This window comes from Duganella sp. OV510, from assembly GCF_900100205.1.
In the GTDB taxonomy this organism is placed as follows: Bacteria; Pseudomonadota; Gammaproteobacteria; order Burkholderiales; family Burkholderiaceae_D; genus Rugamonas.
This window is the reverse complement of sequence record NZ_FNEQ01000004.1, coordinates 68,686-83,929: the sequence shown is the minus strand read 5'-3', so window position 1 is coordinate 83,929 and position 15,244 is coordinate 68,686. Positions and strand designations below refer to the sequence as shown.

Here is a 15,244-nt window from a genome sequence, read left to right as displayed (position 1 = left end):
GCGCTACCTCAAATGCCAGCATTGACTTTGTCGAAAATGCATCCTATTATTTCTGTAACGACAGAAATTAGAGAAATGCATGGAACTGACACCAACCATTCAAAAATACATCCTGCATTGGGGTGAAATGGGCGCGCGCTGGGGCGTGAACCGGACTGTGGCACAGATTCATGCCTTGCTGTTCCTGGCCAACCAGCCACTCAACGCCGAGCAGATCGCCGAGACGCTGAATGTGGCGCGTTCGAATGTCAGCAATAGCTTGAAGGAGCTGCAAAGCTGGGGCCTGGTCCGCATCACGCATATGGCCGGCGACCGCCGCGACTATTTTCTCGCGCTGCAGGACGTGTGGGAAATCTTCCGCGTCATCGTCGAGGAGCGCAAGAAGCGCGAGATCGATCCGACGCTGACCGTGCTGCGCGCCTGCGCGGTGGAAGCGGAGAGCGATCCGCAACTTGAGCAGGCCACCAAGGTCAAAATGGAGCAAGTGCTGGATTTCCTGGAAATGCTGACCAGCACCTACGATGACTACAAGCATTTGCCGCCGGCAACGATGCAACGCTTCCTCAAAATGGGTGGCAAAGTAGCGCGCTTGCTGGGTAGCGATTAAAAAAATTTAGCTCATCATTTCTGTGTTTACAGAAATAACTGACGGGAGGTGATATGAAAGTCCTGGTACTTGGCGCCACAGGATTGATCGGCGGACATGCAGTGCAGGCGTTGCGCGCCGCCGGTTGTTCGGTCACCGGCTTGAGCCGGCGCCGTCCCGCCGGAGAGCGCGATTGGCTGGAAGCTGAATTCGGCAATCTCACCGATGCGCGGGACTGGTTGCCGCTACTGGCCGGCTACGATGCGGTGGTCAACTGTGTCGGCATCATCCGCGAAACGCGCGCCGGCGATTTCGATCGCCTGCATCGCGCCGCGCCGGTGGCAATGTTTGCCGCCTGCGAACAGCTTGGGGTGCGCCGCGTGGTGCAGGTGTCTGCGCTGGGCAGTGCGCCTGATGCCGCCACCGGCTACTGGCGCAGCAAAGGCGCGGCGGAAGCCGACCTGATGGCGCGCAGCGGCCTGCAGCCGGCAATCATCCGCCCGTCGCTGGTATATGGCGACGAGGGCGCCAGCAGCATCATGTTCCGCATGCTGGCCACGCTGCCGGTGCTGATGATGCCGATGGCGCACGGCGCCAAGGTGCAGCCGATACACGTAGACGATCTGGTGGCCATCATCGTCAAGCTGGTAACGGCGCAGGAAGCGCCGCCGCGCGAGTTGGCCACCGTTGGGCCGCGCGCCGGCAGCATGGCTGCCTACCTGGGCGACCTGCGCCAAGGCATGCAGGCGCCGGCCGGGCTGGTGCTGGATCTGCCGATGCCAGTCGCACGCCTGGTGGCGCGCGTAGCCGCGCTGGCGCCGTCGAGCGCACTGACGCCGGAATCGCTGCTGATGCTCGAACAAAGCGCCGACGGCGGCAACACTGCCAACGCCGCGCCTGCCGCCGCGCTGCTTGGCCGCCCGCTGCGCGATCCGGCGAGTTTCGCGCAACCCGCACAGCGCATAGACGCCGTGTGGCAATGGGCGTCCGTGCTGATCACGCTGGCGATGGCGACGCTGTGGCTATGGACTGCCGCCGTTTCCTGGTTCGGCTGGCCGCATGAAGAAAGCCGTGCGTGGCTGGCCGCCTGCGGCATCCCGGCATTTGCGCAAGAGCCGATGCTGCTGGCCGCCAGCCTCACCGACGCCGCCATCGGCGTGCTGCTGTTGTTGCGTCCACGCCGCTGGCTGTGGGCTGCGCAGCTGGCGCTGGTTGGCGGCTACACGGTCATCATGAGCCTGTTCCTGCCGTTCTTCTGGCTGCATCCCTTCGGCCCGCTGAGCAAGAACCTGCCCTTGCTGGCATTGATGTTCCTGATGTGGAGGGCGAGCAGATAATGGACTACCTTGCGCTCAAATGGCTGCACATCCTGTCCGCGACCGCGATGTTCGGCACTGGCTTCGGCACGGCTTTCTATATGTTCTTCACCAATCGCACGCGCAACGTGACGGCGATCGCCGTGGTGTCGCGGCTGGTGGCGCGTGCGGACTGGTGGTTCACCACGCCGTCGGTCATCATCCAGCCGCTGTCGGGCTTCTGGATGATACACATGGCCGGCTATCCGCTTGGCTCGACCTGGATCGTCTGGTCGCTCGCGCTGTATGCGCTGGCCGGCGCCTGCTGGCTGCCGGTGGTGTGGCTGCAATTGCGCATGCGCGACATGGCCGCCATCGCCGCGCGGGATGACGCGCCGCTACCGGCCCGCTACTGGCGCTACGAAAAGATCTGGACCGCGCTCGGCTTCCCCGCCTTCGGCGCACTGTTGGTGGTGTATTGGCTGATGGTGCACAAACCGGCGTAAAGTTATTTCCGTGCTCACAAAACTTCATAATTTGGTATAGTGTTTCTGGTTAGAAATACTTAAATTTGGAGGCGGAATGAATAAGGTCACGGTACGGGCGAGCTTGTTGGGCGTGCTTGTTTTGTTTACGATAATGTTGCTTGCCGGTGCGGGCCTGGGCATCTTTGCTTTGCAGCAGTCCAACCAGTCGATCGGGGTGGTGCACCGCATCGCCAACCAGGTCATCACCATCAACGATGCCTACAAAGACACCACCCGCACCCGCTCGGCGCTGACGCGCGGCTATGCGGCGCTGAAAGAAGCCGACGACAAGTCCACCCGCGATTCGGCGCTGGCCGCCGCCAAAAAATCCTACCAGCGCACGCTGGATTTCCTCGACAAGTTCGAGAAGGCGCCTGACTTTCCAGGCCAGGATACGCAACTGAAGAAGGATCTGGTGGAGTCCGGCCGCAAGCTGTCCGCCGTGCTGGAGCGCGCCTCGGCGGCGCTGGCCAAGGATGATACGGCGGCCTACACCGCCATCAACTCCGGCGAACTGACGCCGGTGGGCGCCAATTTCTCGTCGCTGCTGGAGAAATTCCAGAAGCTGGGCGATGAACAGATCAACGAACTGGCCGACAGCCGCGCCAGCGAATACACGGTGGTGATGTGGCTGGTGGCGCTGGGTCTGCTGATTGCACTCGGCGTGGTGCTGGGCGCGCACCTGATGCTGCGATCCACCGTGCTGCTGCCGCTGGAAGGTGCGGTCGGACAGCTGGACCGCGTGGCCAGCGGCGACCTGACGGCGCATATCGAAGCGTCGGGCGATAACGAAATCCAGCGTTTGCTGACAGCGATCCAGCGCATGCAGGGCGATTTGCTGTCGACTGTGTCGCGCGTACGCAACGGCGCCGACATCATCAACACCGGTTCGCAGGAACTGGCGGCAGGCAATCTGGAGCTGTCGTCACGCACTGAAACGCAGGCCAGCTCGCTGGAAGAAACCGCCGCGTCGATCGAGGAACTGACCAGCACCGTCAAGCAGAACTCGGACAACGCCCAGCACGCGCGCACGCTGGTGGAAGACGCATCGACCACGGCGGCGCAGGGCGGCGAAGTGATGCAGCAGGTGGTCAGCACCATGAACGACATCAACGATGCGTCGCGCAAGATTGTCGATATCACCGGCGTGATCGATGGCATCGCCTTCCAGACCAACATCCTGGCGCTGAACGCGGCGGTGGAAGCGGCCCGTGCCGGCGAGCAGGGGCGCGGCTTCGCTGTGGTGGCGACCGAGGTGCGCAACCTGGCGCAGCGTTCGGCGGCCGCCGCCAAGGAGATCAAGGTGCTGATTGATGATTCGGTGCAGAAGATCCAGCTGGGCACCAGCCTGGTGGAGCAGGCCGGCACGACGATGACCACGCTGGTCGGCAATGTGCATCAGGTGACGCAGATCGTCGGCGAAATCGCGGTCGCCAGCCGCGAGCAGAGCGACGGCATCGACCAGGTCAACCAGGCGGTGGCGCAGATGGATGAGGTGACGCAGCAGAATGCCGCGCTGGTGGAGGAGGCCGCAGCGGCGACCCAGTCGCTGCAAGACCAGGCGGCCGAGTTGCAGCAGACGGTCAGCATCTTCAAGATCAACGAAAGCGCTGTCGGCGCCGCGCGCCGCCCGGGCAAGCAGCTGGCGCTGCGTTAAGCCGTTATGCGGGGCGCCACGCGGCGCCTTGACCCATCAGGCCGCGACCGGGATCACGCGGCCTTGCCAGCCCTGGCTTTCTTCAGCAATGACGAGGCAGTCGCCCGGCCCGTGGGCCTGGACGATCAACTGGCCACCAGGCGCCCAGAAGGCGCTCTTGCCGGCGACCGCGTAGCCGCCGGAATCGACTGCATGATTGGCCAGCAGCACGCCCATGTCATGGGCTTGCGCATAGCCGCGCAGCAGCGCGGCATCCTTGTCATATCCACCGACCGAAATCAGCACGCCGGCCACGTACAGCGAGGCGCCGGCGTCCGCTGCCGCTTGCGCGTGTTCGGCGTGTGTCGTATCGGCGCAGATGGCTTCAACGTAGCGCTGGCCACGCAGCGCATGCGCCTGCGTGCCGATGGCGCCCGGCTGGGCATGTACTTCTTCGCCACCGTGCAGGTACTGCTTGCGGTAGACGCGGGTGCTGCCATCGGCCGCCAATGTGATGCTGGCAATGCAGGGTTGCGCAGCGCCGGCATCAATCACCGGCGCGCCGACGATGACCGTCATGCCGTCTGCCGCTGCGCGCAACGCGTCCAGGCGCGCATCGTGCGGCGACATGGCGCAGGCGCGCAGCAGCGGCAGCTCGTAACCGCACAGCGACAGCTCCGGGAACACCAGCAGCTGCACGCCTTCGGCGCGCGCGGCGCGGATGAAGCGCCGATGCGTTTGCAGATTGGCGGCGATGTCGTCTGCCACCGATGGCGCTTGCGCCGCCGCGATGCGGATACCCATTACTTCTCCTGTTTGAGTGGTTTGCCCTTGTCCATGACTTCGCGGCAGTCGCCCTTGAAGCTGGCGTTGTCGTAGTTCGACCAGCCGTAGCTGTCGACATAGCGCTTGTGCTGCTTGAACTGCTTGCTGACAAAGCTCCACTCCAGCTTCTCGTCGTCGTATTGGATGTTGCCCATGTCGAGCAGCGTGTGGAACATGTTCTCGGTCGCCAGCCGCGCCTTGCGATGGCGCAGCAGCTGTTTGACCTTGTCCGGGTAGTGCGCCTGGAAGGCGTCCGAGTACCACACCACCGCCGGCACGTGGAATTCGAACTGCGTATTGTGGCCGTGGAAGGCCAGGTTGCACGTGCCGTCATATAAGGTCTGGCCGTGGTCGGCCACGTAGACCATGGATGCCAGTTGCTGCGTCTGCTTCAGCTGGCCGATCACCTGCGCCAGGAACCAGTCGGTGTAGAGGATGGCATTATCGTAGCTGTTGTTGATCTGCGGCTTGAGCTTCAGATCGGTGTACACCGGCTTGTCGACGCCAAACAGCGATGGCTGCCACTTGTCGAAATCCTCGGGATAGCGCTGGCTGTAGTTCCAGTGGCTGCCCAGCGTGTGCAGCACGATCAGCTTTTTCGGCGCCGCATCGGCAATCGCGTGCTTCAGCGGTTCCAGCAGGATCTGGTCGAGGTTGGAGTTATTGGTAAAGCCGCCCAGGTTCATGAACTGGATCACATTGGCTTCCTTGGCAAACACCGACACCGGCGTGTCGAAGCGGCCGAAGGAAATCTGGTTCGACAGCCAGAAGGTCTTGAAGCCGGCTTCCTTGTAGGCGGTGAGGAAGGATTTCTCCGAGAAGCCATCTTTCAGCGCCTGCATGGCCGGCTTGCGCGAGATGATCACCGGCACCGACAGCCGCGTCGCCGACACCGAGGTGATCACATCCTGCAGCGTCACCAGGTTGGCCTCCTGGCGCAGCAGCGGCGTGGTGTCGCGCGCATAGCCATTGACGCTCCAGCGGTCGTAGCGCGATGATTCGCCGATCACCATGATGACGATTTCCGGCGTGTCGTTGGGCGCCGGCTGGTGCGCCTTGAAGCTGAAATTGCTGCTGCGCTTGCCCAGGTCGGCCAGGTATTCGCGCTCCTGGTAAAAGTCGACGCCGCGCGCGGTCAGGCCGAATGGCCACGACGAGGCGAACTCGCCGAAGCTCAGCGGCGAGCGCAGTCGCCACGGCAGCGCACCCAGCGGCCAGCCGGTGTGGCCGGCGCCGGCCATGGCCGGGTATTCCGGGTCGCTGGCTTCGACCGCGTCCTCGATGGCGCTCTCTTCTTCGCTGGCAGTCTCGGCGGCGGAGGTGACGCCGACGAAGCGCAGCGCCGAACTGAGCGCCGAGCCGATCGCTGATCCGGCTGAACCGGCGTGCTGCGGCGCCAGCTTGCTGGCGCCGGCCGGCGGCACCGGCCTGGCGCGCACGCCGAATTCCCAGCCGTAGGCCAGCACGCCCGCGACCAATATGACGATGGCAAGCGTGGCCCAGCGCGGCTTGCCGCGCCAGGTCAGCACCGTGCTGCGCTGGGCGGCCACCTGCACCGCGATCCACCACGCCACCGCCGCCAGCAGCACGGCCGCCATCAGCCAGACTTTGCTGCCGAGGAATTCAAGCGCCTCCTTCGGGCTGGTTTCGGCGATAATCCCCAGGTGGTGGGTGGAAATGCCCTGGCCGTAGTAAATAAACAGGTAAATCTCGGTTGGCAGCGCCATGAAGGCTGGCAACAGCAGCCAGTGGAAGCGGGCCGGCCGGCCGAACAGGCTCCATACCGCCAGCCAGACCAGCGCTTCCACCGCCAGCACGTGGCCCAGTTCCGGAACTTGCTTTCCGAGCAATAGTGGTACGCAGGGCACCAGCGACAGCAGCAGGTAGCTGGAAAGCACGAACAGGGGAGCGGGGCGCAACAGGGATCGCATGGCAACGGCGGCAGTGGAAGTACTTGCCATTATCAAGTGTTTCGCTGGCTTTCTGCTAGTGTCTGCTCCCCGCCGCAAGCCGCATGGCGCCGTGAAAATGGTTGACTGCGCCATGCGACAGGTCTATACTCGCGAGTTCTCAATTTATTCTGCACATCGTATACGTTGAATCTGGCTGCTCCAGGAGAGTGGCTGTTTGCGCCTCCTTTGGCCCAATAGATCGAGAGAAGGTTTTTTGTCCCCGGCACTATGACCGGGTTGTTAATGTTGTTATTTAGTTGGGTTTAGAACGATGCCAACCATCAATCAACTGATTCGCAATCCACGTACCAAACTGGTCGTGAAGAGCAAATCGCCGGCGCTGGAAAACAGCCCGCAAAAACGTGGCGTGTGCACCCGTGTGTACACCACCACTCCTAAGAAGCCTAACTCGGCACTGCGTAAAGTTGCCAAAGTGCGCCTGACCAACGGTTTCGAAGTTATTTCGTACATCGGCGGTGAAGGCCACAACCTGCAGGAACACAGCGTTGTTCTGCTGCGCGGCGGTCGTGTAAAAGACTTGCCAGGTGTGCGTTACCACATGGTTCGCGGTGCACTGGATACCCAGGGCGTTAAAGACCGTAAACAAGCTCGCTCGAAATACGGTGCAAAACGCGCCAAGCAAGCTAAGAAGTAATTTACATTAATTGAGTTGAGCCGGTCGCGAGACCGAGTAAGTGGATGGCTATGATGGCCGCCGCGAGTGACCGCAAGGCACTCAACTGAAGATAAAAGGAAATGACATGCCACGTCGTCGTGAAGTACCCAAGCGCGAGATCCTGCCGGATCCAAAATTCGGCAACACCGATGTCGCCAAATTCGTGAACGTTCTGATGCTGTCCGGTAAAAAATCGGTCGCTGAAAACATCATCTACGGTGCCTTCGAGCACATCACCCAAAAGTCCGGCAAAGACCCGCTGGAAGTGTTCGCCACCGCGCTGAACAACGCCAAGCCGCTGGTTGAAGTGAAATCCCGTCGCGTTGGTGGTGCAAACTACCAGGTGCCGGTTGAAGTCCGCCCAGTGCGTCGTATGGCGCTGTCGATGCGCTGGCTGCGTGAAGCTGCCAACAAGCGCAGCGAAAAATCGATGCCACAACGTCTGGCTGGCGAGCTGATGGAAGCCGCTGAAGGCCGTGGCGGTGCGATGAAAAAGCGTGACGAAGTTCACCGCATGGCTGAAGCGAACAAGGCGTTCTCGCACTTCCGCTTCTAATAAAATCGGCCAGCTGCGGCTGGCTGTTATCCGTTGTTCGAGGCCGGGCTCATTTTTTGTACAAAAAATGGCGCTCGGTTTTGTCCATTAAACGATTTAGGATTAATTATGGCCCGCAAGACCCCCATCGAGCGCTACCGCAATATCGGTATCTCCGCTCACATCGATGCAGGTAAGACCACCACTACCGAGCGCGTTCTGTTCTACACGGGCGTGAACCACAAGATCGGTGAAGTTCACGATGGCGCCGCCACCATGGACTGGATGGAGCAGGAGCAGGAACGTGGTATTACCATTACCTCGGCTGCGACCACCTGCTTCTGGAAAGGCATGGCAAACAACTTCCCAGAACACCACATCAACATCATCGACACCCCAGGCCACGTTGACTTCACCATTGAAGTGGAACGTTCGATGCGCGTGCTGGATGGTGCTTGCATGGTTTACTGCGCAGTGGGCGGTGTTCAGCCACAGTCGGAAACCGTATGGCGTCAGGCTAACAAGTACAAAGTGCCACGTCTGGCCTTCGTCAACAAGATGGACCGTACCGGTGCCAACTTCTTCAAAGTGTACGAGCAGATGCGCGCACGCCTGAAGGCCAACCCGATCCTGATCCAGATTCCTATCGGCGCTGAAGACAACTTCAAAGGCGTGATCGATCTGGTCAAGATGAAAGCGATCATCTGGGACGACGCTTCGCAAGGCATGAAATTCGACTACGTCGATATTCCTGCAGAGCTGGCTGACTCGGCTGCCGAGTGGCGCGAGAAAATGGTTGAAGCCGCTGCTGAAGCGAACGAAGACCTGATGAACAAGTACCTGGAAGAAGGCGACCTGTCGGAAGCCGAGATCAAAAAAGCGCTGCGCGATCGCACCATCGCTTCGGAAATCGTTCCTATGCTGTGCGGCACCGCCTTCAAAAACAAGGGCGTGCAAGCCATGCTGGACGCGGTCATCGAGTACCTGCCATCGCCGATCGACATCGCTGACGTAAAAGGCACCGACGAAGACGAAGAGCCGGCAACCCGTAAAGCATCGGACGACGAGAAATTCTCGGCGCTGGCGTTCAAGATCATGACCGACCCGTTCGTTGGCCAGCTGGCCTTCTTCCGCGTCTATTCGGGCGTCATCAATGCTGGCGACACCGTGTACAACTCGGTTAAAGGTCGTAAAGAGCGTCTGGGCCGTATTCTGCAGATGCACGCCAACCAGCGCGAAGAGATCAAAGAAGTGCGCGCCGGCGACATCGCCGCTGCGGTTGGTCTGAAAGACGTGACCACCGGCGAAACCCTGTGCGATCCGCAATCGATCATCACCCTGGAAAAAATGGTCTTCCCAGAGCCAGTGATTCAACAGGCTGTGGAACCAAAAACCAAGGCCGACCAGGAAAAAATGGGCCTGGCACTGAACCGCCTGGCACAGGAAGATCCGTCGTTCCGCGTCAAGACCGATGAAGAATCGGGCCAGACCATCATCGGTGGTATGGGCGAGCTGCACCTGGAAATTATCGTTGACCGTATGAAGCGCGAATTCGGCGTGGAAGCCACCGTGGGCAAACCACAGGTTGCTTACCGCGAAACCGTCCGCAAATCGGTGTCCGATGTGGAAGGCAAGTTCGTCAAGCAGTCCGGTGGTCGTGGTCAGTACGGTCACGCTGTGGTGACCCTGGAACCACAGGAACAAGGTAAAGGCTTCGAGTTCATCGACGCAATTAAAGGCGGTGTGATTCCACGTGAATTCATCCCCGCGGTTGAAAAAGGTGTGCGCGAAACCCTGAATACCGGTGTTCTGGCTGGCTACCCAGTGGTTGACGTCAAAGTCACCCTGACCTTCGGTTCGTACCACGATGTTGACTCGAACGAAAATGCATTCCGCATGGCCGGTTCGATGGCCTTCAAAGAAGCTTGCCGTCGCGCCAGCCCAGTCATCCTGGAACCAATGATGGCTGTGGAAGTGGAAACGCCGGAAGACTACGCCGGTACCGTGATGGGCGATCTGTCGTCCCGCCGTGGTATGGTGCAGGGCATGGACGAAATCCCAGGCGGCGGCGGCAAGATCATCAAAGCCGAAGTACCGCTGTCGGAAATGTTCGGTTACTCGACCACCCTGCGTTCCGCAACGCAAGGTCGTGCAACCTACACCATGGAGTTCAAGCACTACTCCGAGGCGCCTAAGCACGTTATCGACGCAATCGTTACCGCGAAAACCAAGTAATTGTGTAATTTTTGCGGCCGGGTAGATCACCCGGCCGCATATTTAAAACTTTGAGGATGAATCAAAATGGCAAAAGAAAAGTTCGAGCGGACTAAACCGCACGTCAACGTAGGCACCATCGGTCACGTCGACCACGGCAAAACCACCCTGACCGCTGCAATCGCAACCGTTCTGTCGAAGAAATTCGGCGGCGAAGCGAAAGCTTACGACCAGATCGACGCAGCACCAGAAGAAAAAGCACGCGGCATCACCATCAACACCGCTCACGTTGAGTACGAAACCGCTGCCCGTCACTACGCTCACGTTGACTGCCCAGGCCACGCCGACTACATCAAAAACATGATTACCGGTGCAGCGCAGATGGACGGCGCGATCCTGGTGTGCTCCGCAGCTGACGGCCCAATGCCACAGACCCGCGAACACATCCTGCTGGCCCGCCAGGTTGGCGTTCCATACATCGTCGTGTTCCTGAACAAATGCGATCTGGTGGATGACGAAGAGCTGCTGGAACTGGTTGAAATGGAAGTGCGTGAGTTGCTTTCGAAATACGAGTTCCCAGGCGACGACCTGCCAATCATCAAAGGTTCGGCACGTAAAGCACTGGACGGCGACACCGGTCCTCTGGGCGAACAGGCCATCATGCAACTGGCCGACGCACTGGACAGCTACATCCCTACGCCAGAGCGCGCAGTGGACGGCGCCTTCCTGATGCCAGTGGAAGACGTGTTCTCGATCTCGGGTCGCGGCACCGTGGTGACCGGTCGTGTTGAGCGCGGCATCATCAAAGTCGGCGAAGAGATCGAAATCGTCGGCATCATCGATACCGTCAAAACCACCTGCACCGGCGTGGAAATGTTCCGCAAACTGCTGGACCAGGGTCAAGCAGGCGACAACGTTGGTCTGTTGCTGCGCGGCACCAAGCGTGAAGACGTGCAACGTGGTCAAGTTCTGGCAAAACCAGGCTCGATCAAGCCGCACAACCACTTCACCGGCGAGATCTATGTTCTGTCGAAAGACGAAGGCGGCCGTCACACCCCGTTCTTCAACAACTATCGTCCACAGTTCTACTTCCGTACGACTGACGTGACCGGTTCGATCGAACTGCCAGCGGACAAAGAAATGGTTATGCCAGGCGACAACGTGTCGATCACCGTCAAGCTGATCAACCCGATCGCGATGGAAGAAGGTCTGCGCTTCGCAATCCGCGAAGGTGGCCGTACCGTCGGCGCTGGTGTTGTTGCTAAAATCCTGGCCTAATTTTTAAGCCGGATTGAAACAGGGGCGGGATGGTGTGATACCATCTCGCCCTTGCGTATTACCTTGCGCATTAAACTCGTTCTTTTAAACATTGCTGGCGCTACAAAGTTGCCAGTTCGCTCTTTCAAGGAATTATCATGTCCGCACCAAATCAAAAAATCCGTATCCGTCTGAAAGCTTTCGACTACAAGCTGATCGACCAGTCCGCACTGGAAATCGTTGACACCGCTAAGCGCACCGGCGCCGTTGTCAAAGGCCCAGTCCCACTGCCAACCCGCATTCAGCGTTTCGACGTTCTGCGTTCGCCGCACGTCAACAAGACCTCGCGCGACCAGTTCGAAATCCGTACCCACCAGCGCCTGATGGACATCGTCGACCCAACCGACAAGACCGTTGACGCACTGATGAAGCTGGACCTGCCAGCTGGCGTTGATGTCGAAATCAAACTGCAGTAATCGTCTTTAAGCAGGCAGCCCTGGCTGCCAGTTGATGATGGGGCCGGACGTGCAAGCGTCCGGCCCCATTGTTTTTTGCGCCTGAAGCGGCTAGAGTCTGTCGCCATGCTTGCCTCTTTAGACACCCACCTGCTGACCGCGTCTGCCCGCAACGATCTGCCCGGCTGGCGCCGTTTCATCATCGAATTTCTCTACTTCGGCGTCAAGGAAGCGCGCGCCTGCCTGTTTGTCGCGCTGTTCTTCGCCAGCGTGCTGCTGGTGCCGCGTGCCGGCCTGTTTGGCGTGCCGCGCTATGACGTGCTGCTGCTGGCCGCCGTCGCCATCCAGGCCTGGATGTTGTGGGCCAAACTGGAAACCTGGGATGAGCTGAAGGCGGTCTGCCTGTTCCACCTGGTCGGCTTTGCGCTGGAAGCGTTCAAGGTGTCGGGCAGCATCCAGTCATGGAGCTATCCGGACTTTGCCTATACCAAGCTGTTTGGCGTGCCGCTGTTTTCCGGCTTTATGTACGCGGCGGTCGGCAGCTACATCGTGCAGGCGTGGCGGCTGTTCGACCTGCGCATCCGCCACCATCCACCGTACTGGATGGCGGTGCTGATCGCGCTGCTGATCTACGCCAATTTCTTCACCCACCACTACATCGGCGATTACCGCTGGTATCTGGCGGCAGCGGCGCTGGGCCTGTACGCGCGCACCACCGTGATCTTCCGCCCGCTCGACCGCGACCGCCAGATGCCGCTGCTGCTGGCCTTCGTGCTGATCGGCTTCTTTATCTGGCTGGCGGAAAACATCAGCACCTTCTGGGGCATCTGGCGCTATCCGAACCAGCTGGGAGCGTGGTCGGCCGTGCATGTCAGCAAATGGAGTTCGTGGTCGCTGCTGGTGGTGATGACTTTCACCATCGTCGCTCACCTGAAACATATCAAGGCGCGCATCCACGTGCCGGAATAAAATATTCGCGCCCCTGGCCCGTCTTCAGGGCATGGACACAACGACTTCCCCCCAACGCGCCGGCCGCATCGAGCTGGCGCTACAGAAAATCTTCACGCGCAGCGCCCAGGTGCTGGAGGTTGAAGACGTCGGCGGCAGCTTCCGCCTGGTGACGCTGGGCGGCGACGCGCTGCGCGACGCCGCGTGGACGCCGGGCGACAAGATCCAGGTGATGCTGGGCGGCTGGGTGCAGCGCACCTACACGCCGATCGACTGGGATGGCGAACTTGGCCGCATGCGCTTCCTGGTCTACCTGCACGGTGACGCGCCAGGCACGCAATGGGCGCGGTCGCTGCGGGCTGGCGATAGCTGCGCCTTTTTTGGCCCGCGTAAATCGATCCGGCTGGCGCCGGCGGCGTCGCCGGTGATCTTGTTCGGCGATGAAACCTCGCTGGGACTGGGCGCCGCCCTGTCGGCGCAGGCCACCACTTACATGCTGTTCGAGGCCGGCGAGCATGTGCGCGCCGCCGTCGACAGGCTGGGTCTGCCCAATGCCGGCATTGAAAGCGACCCACGCGCGCTGGCAGCGCAGATGGCAGCGCTGCTGCAAGCCCATCCCGATGCCGACATCGTTCTCACCGGCAAGGCCGGCGCCATCCAGCAAATGACCCGCCTGCTGCACCAGCACGGCACCGCCGCCAAGCGCCGCCAGAGCAAGGCCTACTGGGCGCCCGGCAAGACCGGCCTGGATTGACGCCTCAGTTCCAGGCGTGCAGGCTGGCGGCGAGGGCAGGGGGGAGTTCACCCAGCTTGCCGCTGTTGCGGCGCGCCGGACCCTGGCTGTCGAAGGGACGCATCAGGTAGTGGCGCACCATGGCGGCGGCGCCGATGGCAATGGCGTTGTGACCGAAGTGCGGCGTGCGCACCGTCGGCGCGGTCAGCTGCGTGGCGCTGGCGCAGTCGTCCAGCACGCTGCGGCCGGGCGCGATCAGCCGCTCGCCCAGCCGCAAGGCGGCCCCACCGATGACAATGCACATCGGATCGAACGCCACCCACAAATTGTTCAGCAGTACGCCGAGGTTGCGCCCGGCCGCTTCCACCGCGCGCGCCGCGTGGGCGTCGCCAGCGTTGGCTTGCGCGAACAACTGCTCCAGCAGCTGCGGCGTCGACAACTGGCGCTTGCCATACACCTCGTCCATCAGTGCCTGCAGGCCGATCAGGGCATCGGCGCAGCCACGCCGGCCGCATGAGCACAGCGGCCCGCCCTGTTGCAGGATGGTGTGACCGACCTCGCCGGCAAAGCCGTACAGACCGGTCAACAGCCGGCCGTTGACGATGATGCCGGCGCCGACGCCATAGTTGATGCTCAGGTAGATCAGCGGATCGGTGCCGCTTTCGCCGGAAAATTCCAGCTCCGCCAGCGCCGCCACATTCGCCTCGTTCTGAATGAACAGCGGCAGCCCGGCCAGCGGCGTCTGGTCGAAGTGCGCGTGCAACTGGGCGCCGACGTCGATATTGCGCCAGCCCTGGTGGGGGGCGTGCTGCAGCACGCCGGTCGTGTCGTCGACCACGCCGTGCAGGCCGATGCCCAGCCCCAGCACAGTGCGCCCCGCCAGCGCTTCGCTGGCGGTCAGCGCCGCCAGGCCGTCAGCCATGCGGGCGATGCAGCTGTCGGCGTCGCTGGCGTCGCTGTACGCCAGTTCCTGTTCGGCCAGCACCTCGCCCAGCAGGTTGGTGGCGACGATGCGCGCAGCGCTGATGCCGAGGTCGGCGCCAAGCAGGGTCAGCCGGCTGCCGTCAATGTGCAGCGGCGTCGCCCGCCGTCCCAGCGCGCCGGTGGTGCGCAAGGCGCTTTCGGTCAACCAGCCCTCGTCCATCAGCTCGCGCACCAGCAGGCTGATGGTCGATTTGGTCAGCCCCACGGTCTCCGCCAGCGCCGCGCGCGACATGCCCGGCACGCTGGCCAGCTGGCGTACCAGGGCCATGCGATTGATTTGTTTGAGTAACTGCTGGTCGCCGGCGACGATCATGGGCGTGTTCCAAAAAGGTGCGTGCGGCGATGATACACCAAGCTTGTCATAATGACTATGAAGCTTCCGCAAGGCATAGCTGGCGCTGTTCTGGTGCGTGGAAACAACAGCTTTCGCGCCTATTCGGTGCGCTAATTCGTTCGATCGATTGACGAATGGAAGCGTTTCTCCGATACTGTTCTTGTCTAATTTGTCATATTAATGAAGTAAATTCGACATCGCTCCGGCGGGCATCACACCGCCAACCCGAACTACCCAGTCCGTTTGTGTAGGAATCACGCCCGACTAGACACTGTCGGTAAAATCAA

General features: G+C 61.1%; 14 protein-coding genes. 11 read left to right on the top strand and 3 right to left on the bottom strand.

Annotated elements, in window-relative coordinates; translation table 11 throughout:
- The first annotated feature begins 79 nt into the window (after nt 1-79).
- The 4 genes from BLS51_RS12690 (at nt 80) to BLS51_RS12675 (ending at nt 4,065) form a co-directional block, all read left to right on the top strand.
- Entirely contained in the window at nt 80-607 is a 528-nt protein-coding gene (locus BLS51_RS12690) for a GbsR/MarR family transcriptional regulator (protein ID WP_090192383.1), read from the top strand.
- A 53-nt stretch (nt 608-660) separates the two neighbouring features.
- Nucleotides 661-1,923 carry an SDR family oxidoreductase gene (locus tag BLS51_RS12685; protein WP_090192384.1) on the top strand — a complete coding sequence of 421 codons (1,263 nt, stop codon included), beginning with the start codon at nt 661-663 and terminating at the stop codon, nt 1,921-1,923.
- Nucleotides 1,923-2,387, top strand: a complete 465-nt coding sequence (locus BLS51_RS12680) for a DUF2269 family protein (protein WP_175472570.1) — start codon at nt 1,923-1,925, stop codon at nt 2,385-2,387. Before BLS51_RS12685 ends, BLS51_RS12680 begins: the two co-directional genes overlap by 1 nt.
- Before the next feature lie 76 nt (nt 2,388-2,463).
- Nucleotides 2,464-4,065, top strand: coding sequence for a methyl-accepting chemotaxis protein (locus tag BLS51_RS12675; protein WP_090192385.1), 1,602 nt, complete (start codon nt 2,464-2,466; stop codon nt 4,063-4,065).
- A gap of 36 nt (nt 4,066-4,101) precedes the next feature.
- Here the strand turns inward: BLS51_RS12675 and BLS51_RS12670 are convergent, their stop codons facing one another.
- Together BLS51_RS12670 and BLS51_RS12665 are read right to left on the bottom strand one after the other, a co-directional pair.
- Entirely contained in the window at nt 4,102-4,848 is a 747-nt protein-coding gene (locus tag BLS51_RS12670; RefSeq protein WP_175472569.1) for a carbon-nitrogen hydrolase family protein, read from the bottom strand.
- A complete protein-coding gene (locus BLS51_RS12665) occupies nt 4,848-6,800 on the bottom strand; it encodes a phosphoethanolamine transferase (RefSeq protein ID WP_090192386.1) in 1,953 nt (650 codons plus the stop codon). Before BLS51_RS12665 ends, BLS51_RS12670 begins: the two co-directional genes overlap by 1 nt.
- A 292-nt stretch (nt 6,801-7,092) precedes the next feature.
- On the opposite strand from BLS51_RS12665, the gene rpsL reads away from it, so the two are divergent.
- The 7 genes from rpsL (at nt 7,093) to BLS51_RS12630 (ending at nt 13,660) form a co-directional block, all read left to right on the top strand.
- Complete coding sequence (rpsL, locus tag BLS51_RS12660) at nt 7,093-7,476, top strand: 30S ribosomal protein S12 (RefSeq protein ID WP_090192387.1); 384 nt, start codon at nt 7,093-7,095, stop codon at nt 7,474-7,476.
- 106 nt (nt 7,477-7,582) lie between these two features.
- Nucleotides 7,583-8,053, top strand: a complete 471-nt coding sequence (rpsG, locus tag BLS51_RS12655) for a 30S ribosomal protein S7 (protein WP_072789459.1) — start codon at nt 7,583-7,585, stop codon at nt 8,051-8,053.
- 108 nt (nt 8,054-8,161) lie between these two features.
- The gene (fusA, locus tag BLS51_RS12650; RefSeq protein WP_090192388.1) at nt 8,162-10,267 is read left to right on the top strand and encodes an elongation factor G; all 2,106 of its coding nucleotides are present in this window, start codon (nt 8,162-8,164) and stop codon (nt 10,265-10,267) included.
- Nucleotides 10,268-10,333: 66 nt separating this feature from the next.
- Nucleotides 10,334-11,524, top strand: coding sequence for an elongation factor Tu (gene tuf, locus BLS51_RS12645; RefSeq protein ID WP_090285736.1), 1,191 nt, complete (start codon nt 10,334-10,336; stop codon nt 11,522-11,524).
- 137 nt (nt 11,525-11,661) lie between these two features.
- Nucleotides 11,662-11,979 carry a 30S ribosomal protein S10 gene (gene rpsJ / locus BLS51_RS12640; protein ID WP_005663509.1) on the top strand — a complete coding sequence of 106 codons (318 nt, stop codon included), beginning with the start codon at nt 11,662-11,664 and terminating at the stop codon, nt 11,977-11,979.
- A gap of 105 nt (nt 11,980-12,084) precedes the next feature.
- Nucleotides 12,085-12,927, top strand: a complete 843-nt coding sequence (locus tag BLS51_RS12635; protein ID WP_090192452.1) for a DUF817 domain-containing protein — start codon at nt 12,085-12,087, stop codon at nt 12,925-12,927.
- Between the two features lie 31 nt (nt 12,928-12,958).
- Nucleotides 12,959-13,660, top strand: a complete 702-nt coding sequence (locus tag BLS51_RS12630; RefSeq protein ID WP_090192451.1) for a siderophore-interacting protein — start codon at nt 12,959-12,961, stop codon at nt 13,658-13,660.
- A 4-nt stretch (nt 13,661-13,664) separates the two neighbouring features.
- Here BLS51_RS12630 and BLS51_RS12625 read toward each other — a convergent pair whose 3' ends face one another.
- Nucleotides 13,665-14,936, bottom strand: coding sequence for an ROK family transcriptional regulator (locus BLS51_RS12625; RefSeq protein ID WP_090192450.1), 1,272 nt, complete (start codon nt 14,934-14,936; stop codon nt 13,665-13,667).
- Between the last annotated feature and the right edge of the window lie 308 nt (nt 14,937-15,244).

Excerpts from the sequence above, each read along its gene's own strand:
- fusA (WP_090192388.1), top strand. The coding sequence starts at position 8,162 with ATGGCCCGCAAGACCCCCATCGAGCGCTACCGCAATATCGGTATCTCC.
- rpsL (WP_090192387.1), top strand. The coding sequence starts at position 7,093 with ATGCCAACCATCAATCAACTGATTCGCAATCCACGTACCAAACTGGTC.
- rpsG (WP_072789459.1), top strand. The coding sequence starts at position 7,583 with ATGCCACGTCGTCGTGAAGTACCCAAGCGCGAGATCCTGCCGGATCCA.
- BLS51_RS12625 (WP_090192450.1), bottom strand. The coding sequence starts at position 14,936 with ATGATCGTCGCCGGCGACCAGCAGTTACTCAAACAAATCAATCGCATG.
- rpsJ (WP_005663509.1), top strand. The coding sequence starts at position 11,662 with ATGTCCGCACCAAATCAAAAAATCCGTATCCGTCTGAAAGCTTTCGAC.
- BLS51_RS12690 (WP_090192383.1), top strand. The coding sequence starts at position 80 with ATGGAACTGACACCAACCATTCAAAAATACATCCTGCATTGGGGTGAA.
- BLS51_RS12630 (WP_090192451.1), top strand. The coding sequence starts at position 12,959 with ATGGACACAACGACTTCCCCCCAACGCGCCGGCCGCATCGAGCTGGCG.
- BLS51_RS12685 (WP_090192384.1), top strand. The coding sequence starts at position 661 with ATGAAAGTCCTGGTACTTGGCGCCACAGGATTGATCGGCGGACATGCA.
- BLS51_RS12665 (WP_090192386.1), bottom strand. The coding sequence starts at position 6,800 with ATGCGATCCCTGTTGCGCCCCGCTCCCCTGTTCGTGCTTTCCAGCTAC.
- tuf (WP_090285736.1), top strand. The coding sequence starts at position 10,334 with ATGGCAAAAGAAAAGTTCGAGCGGACTAAACCGCACGTCAACGTAGGC.
- BLS51_RS12670 (WP_175472569.1), bottom strand. The coding sequence starts at position 4,848 with ATGGGTATCCGCATCGCGGCGGCGCAAGCGCCATCGGTGGCAGACGAC.
- BLS51_RS12675 (WP_090192385.1), top strand. The coding sequence starts at position 2,464 with ATGAATAAGGTCACGGTACGGGCGAGCTTGTTGGGCGTGCTTGTTTTG.
- BLS51_RS12680 (WP_175472570.1), top strand. The coding sequence starts at position 1,923 with ATGGACTACCTTGCGCTCAAATGGCTGCACATCCTGTCCGCGACCGCG.
- BLS51_RS12635 (WP_090192452.1), top strand. The coding sequence starts at position 12,085 with ATGCTTGCCTCTTTAGACACCCACCTGCTGACCGCGTCTGCCCGCAAC.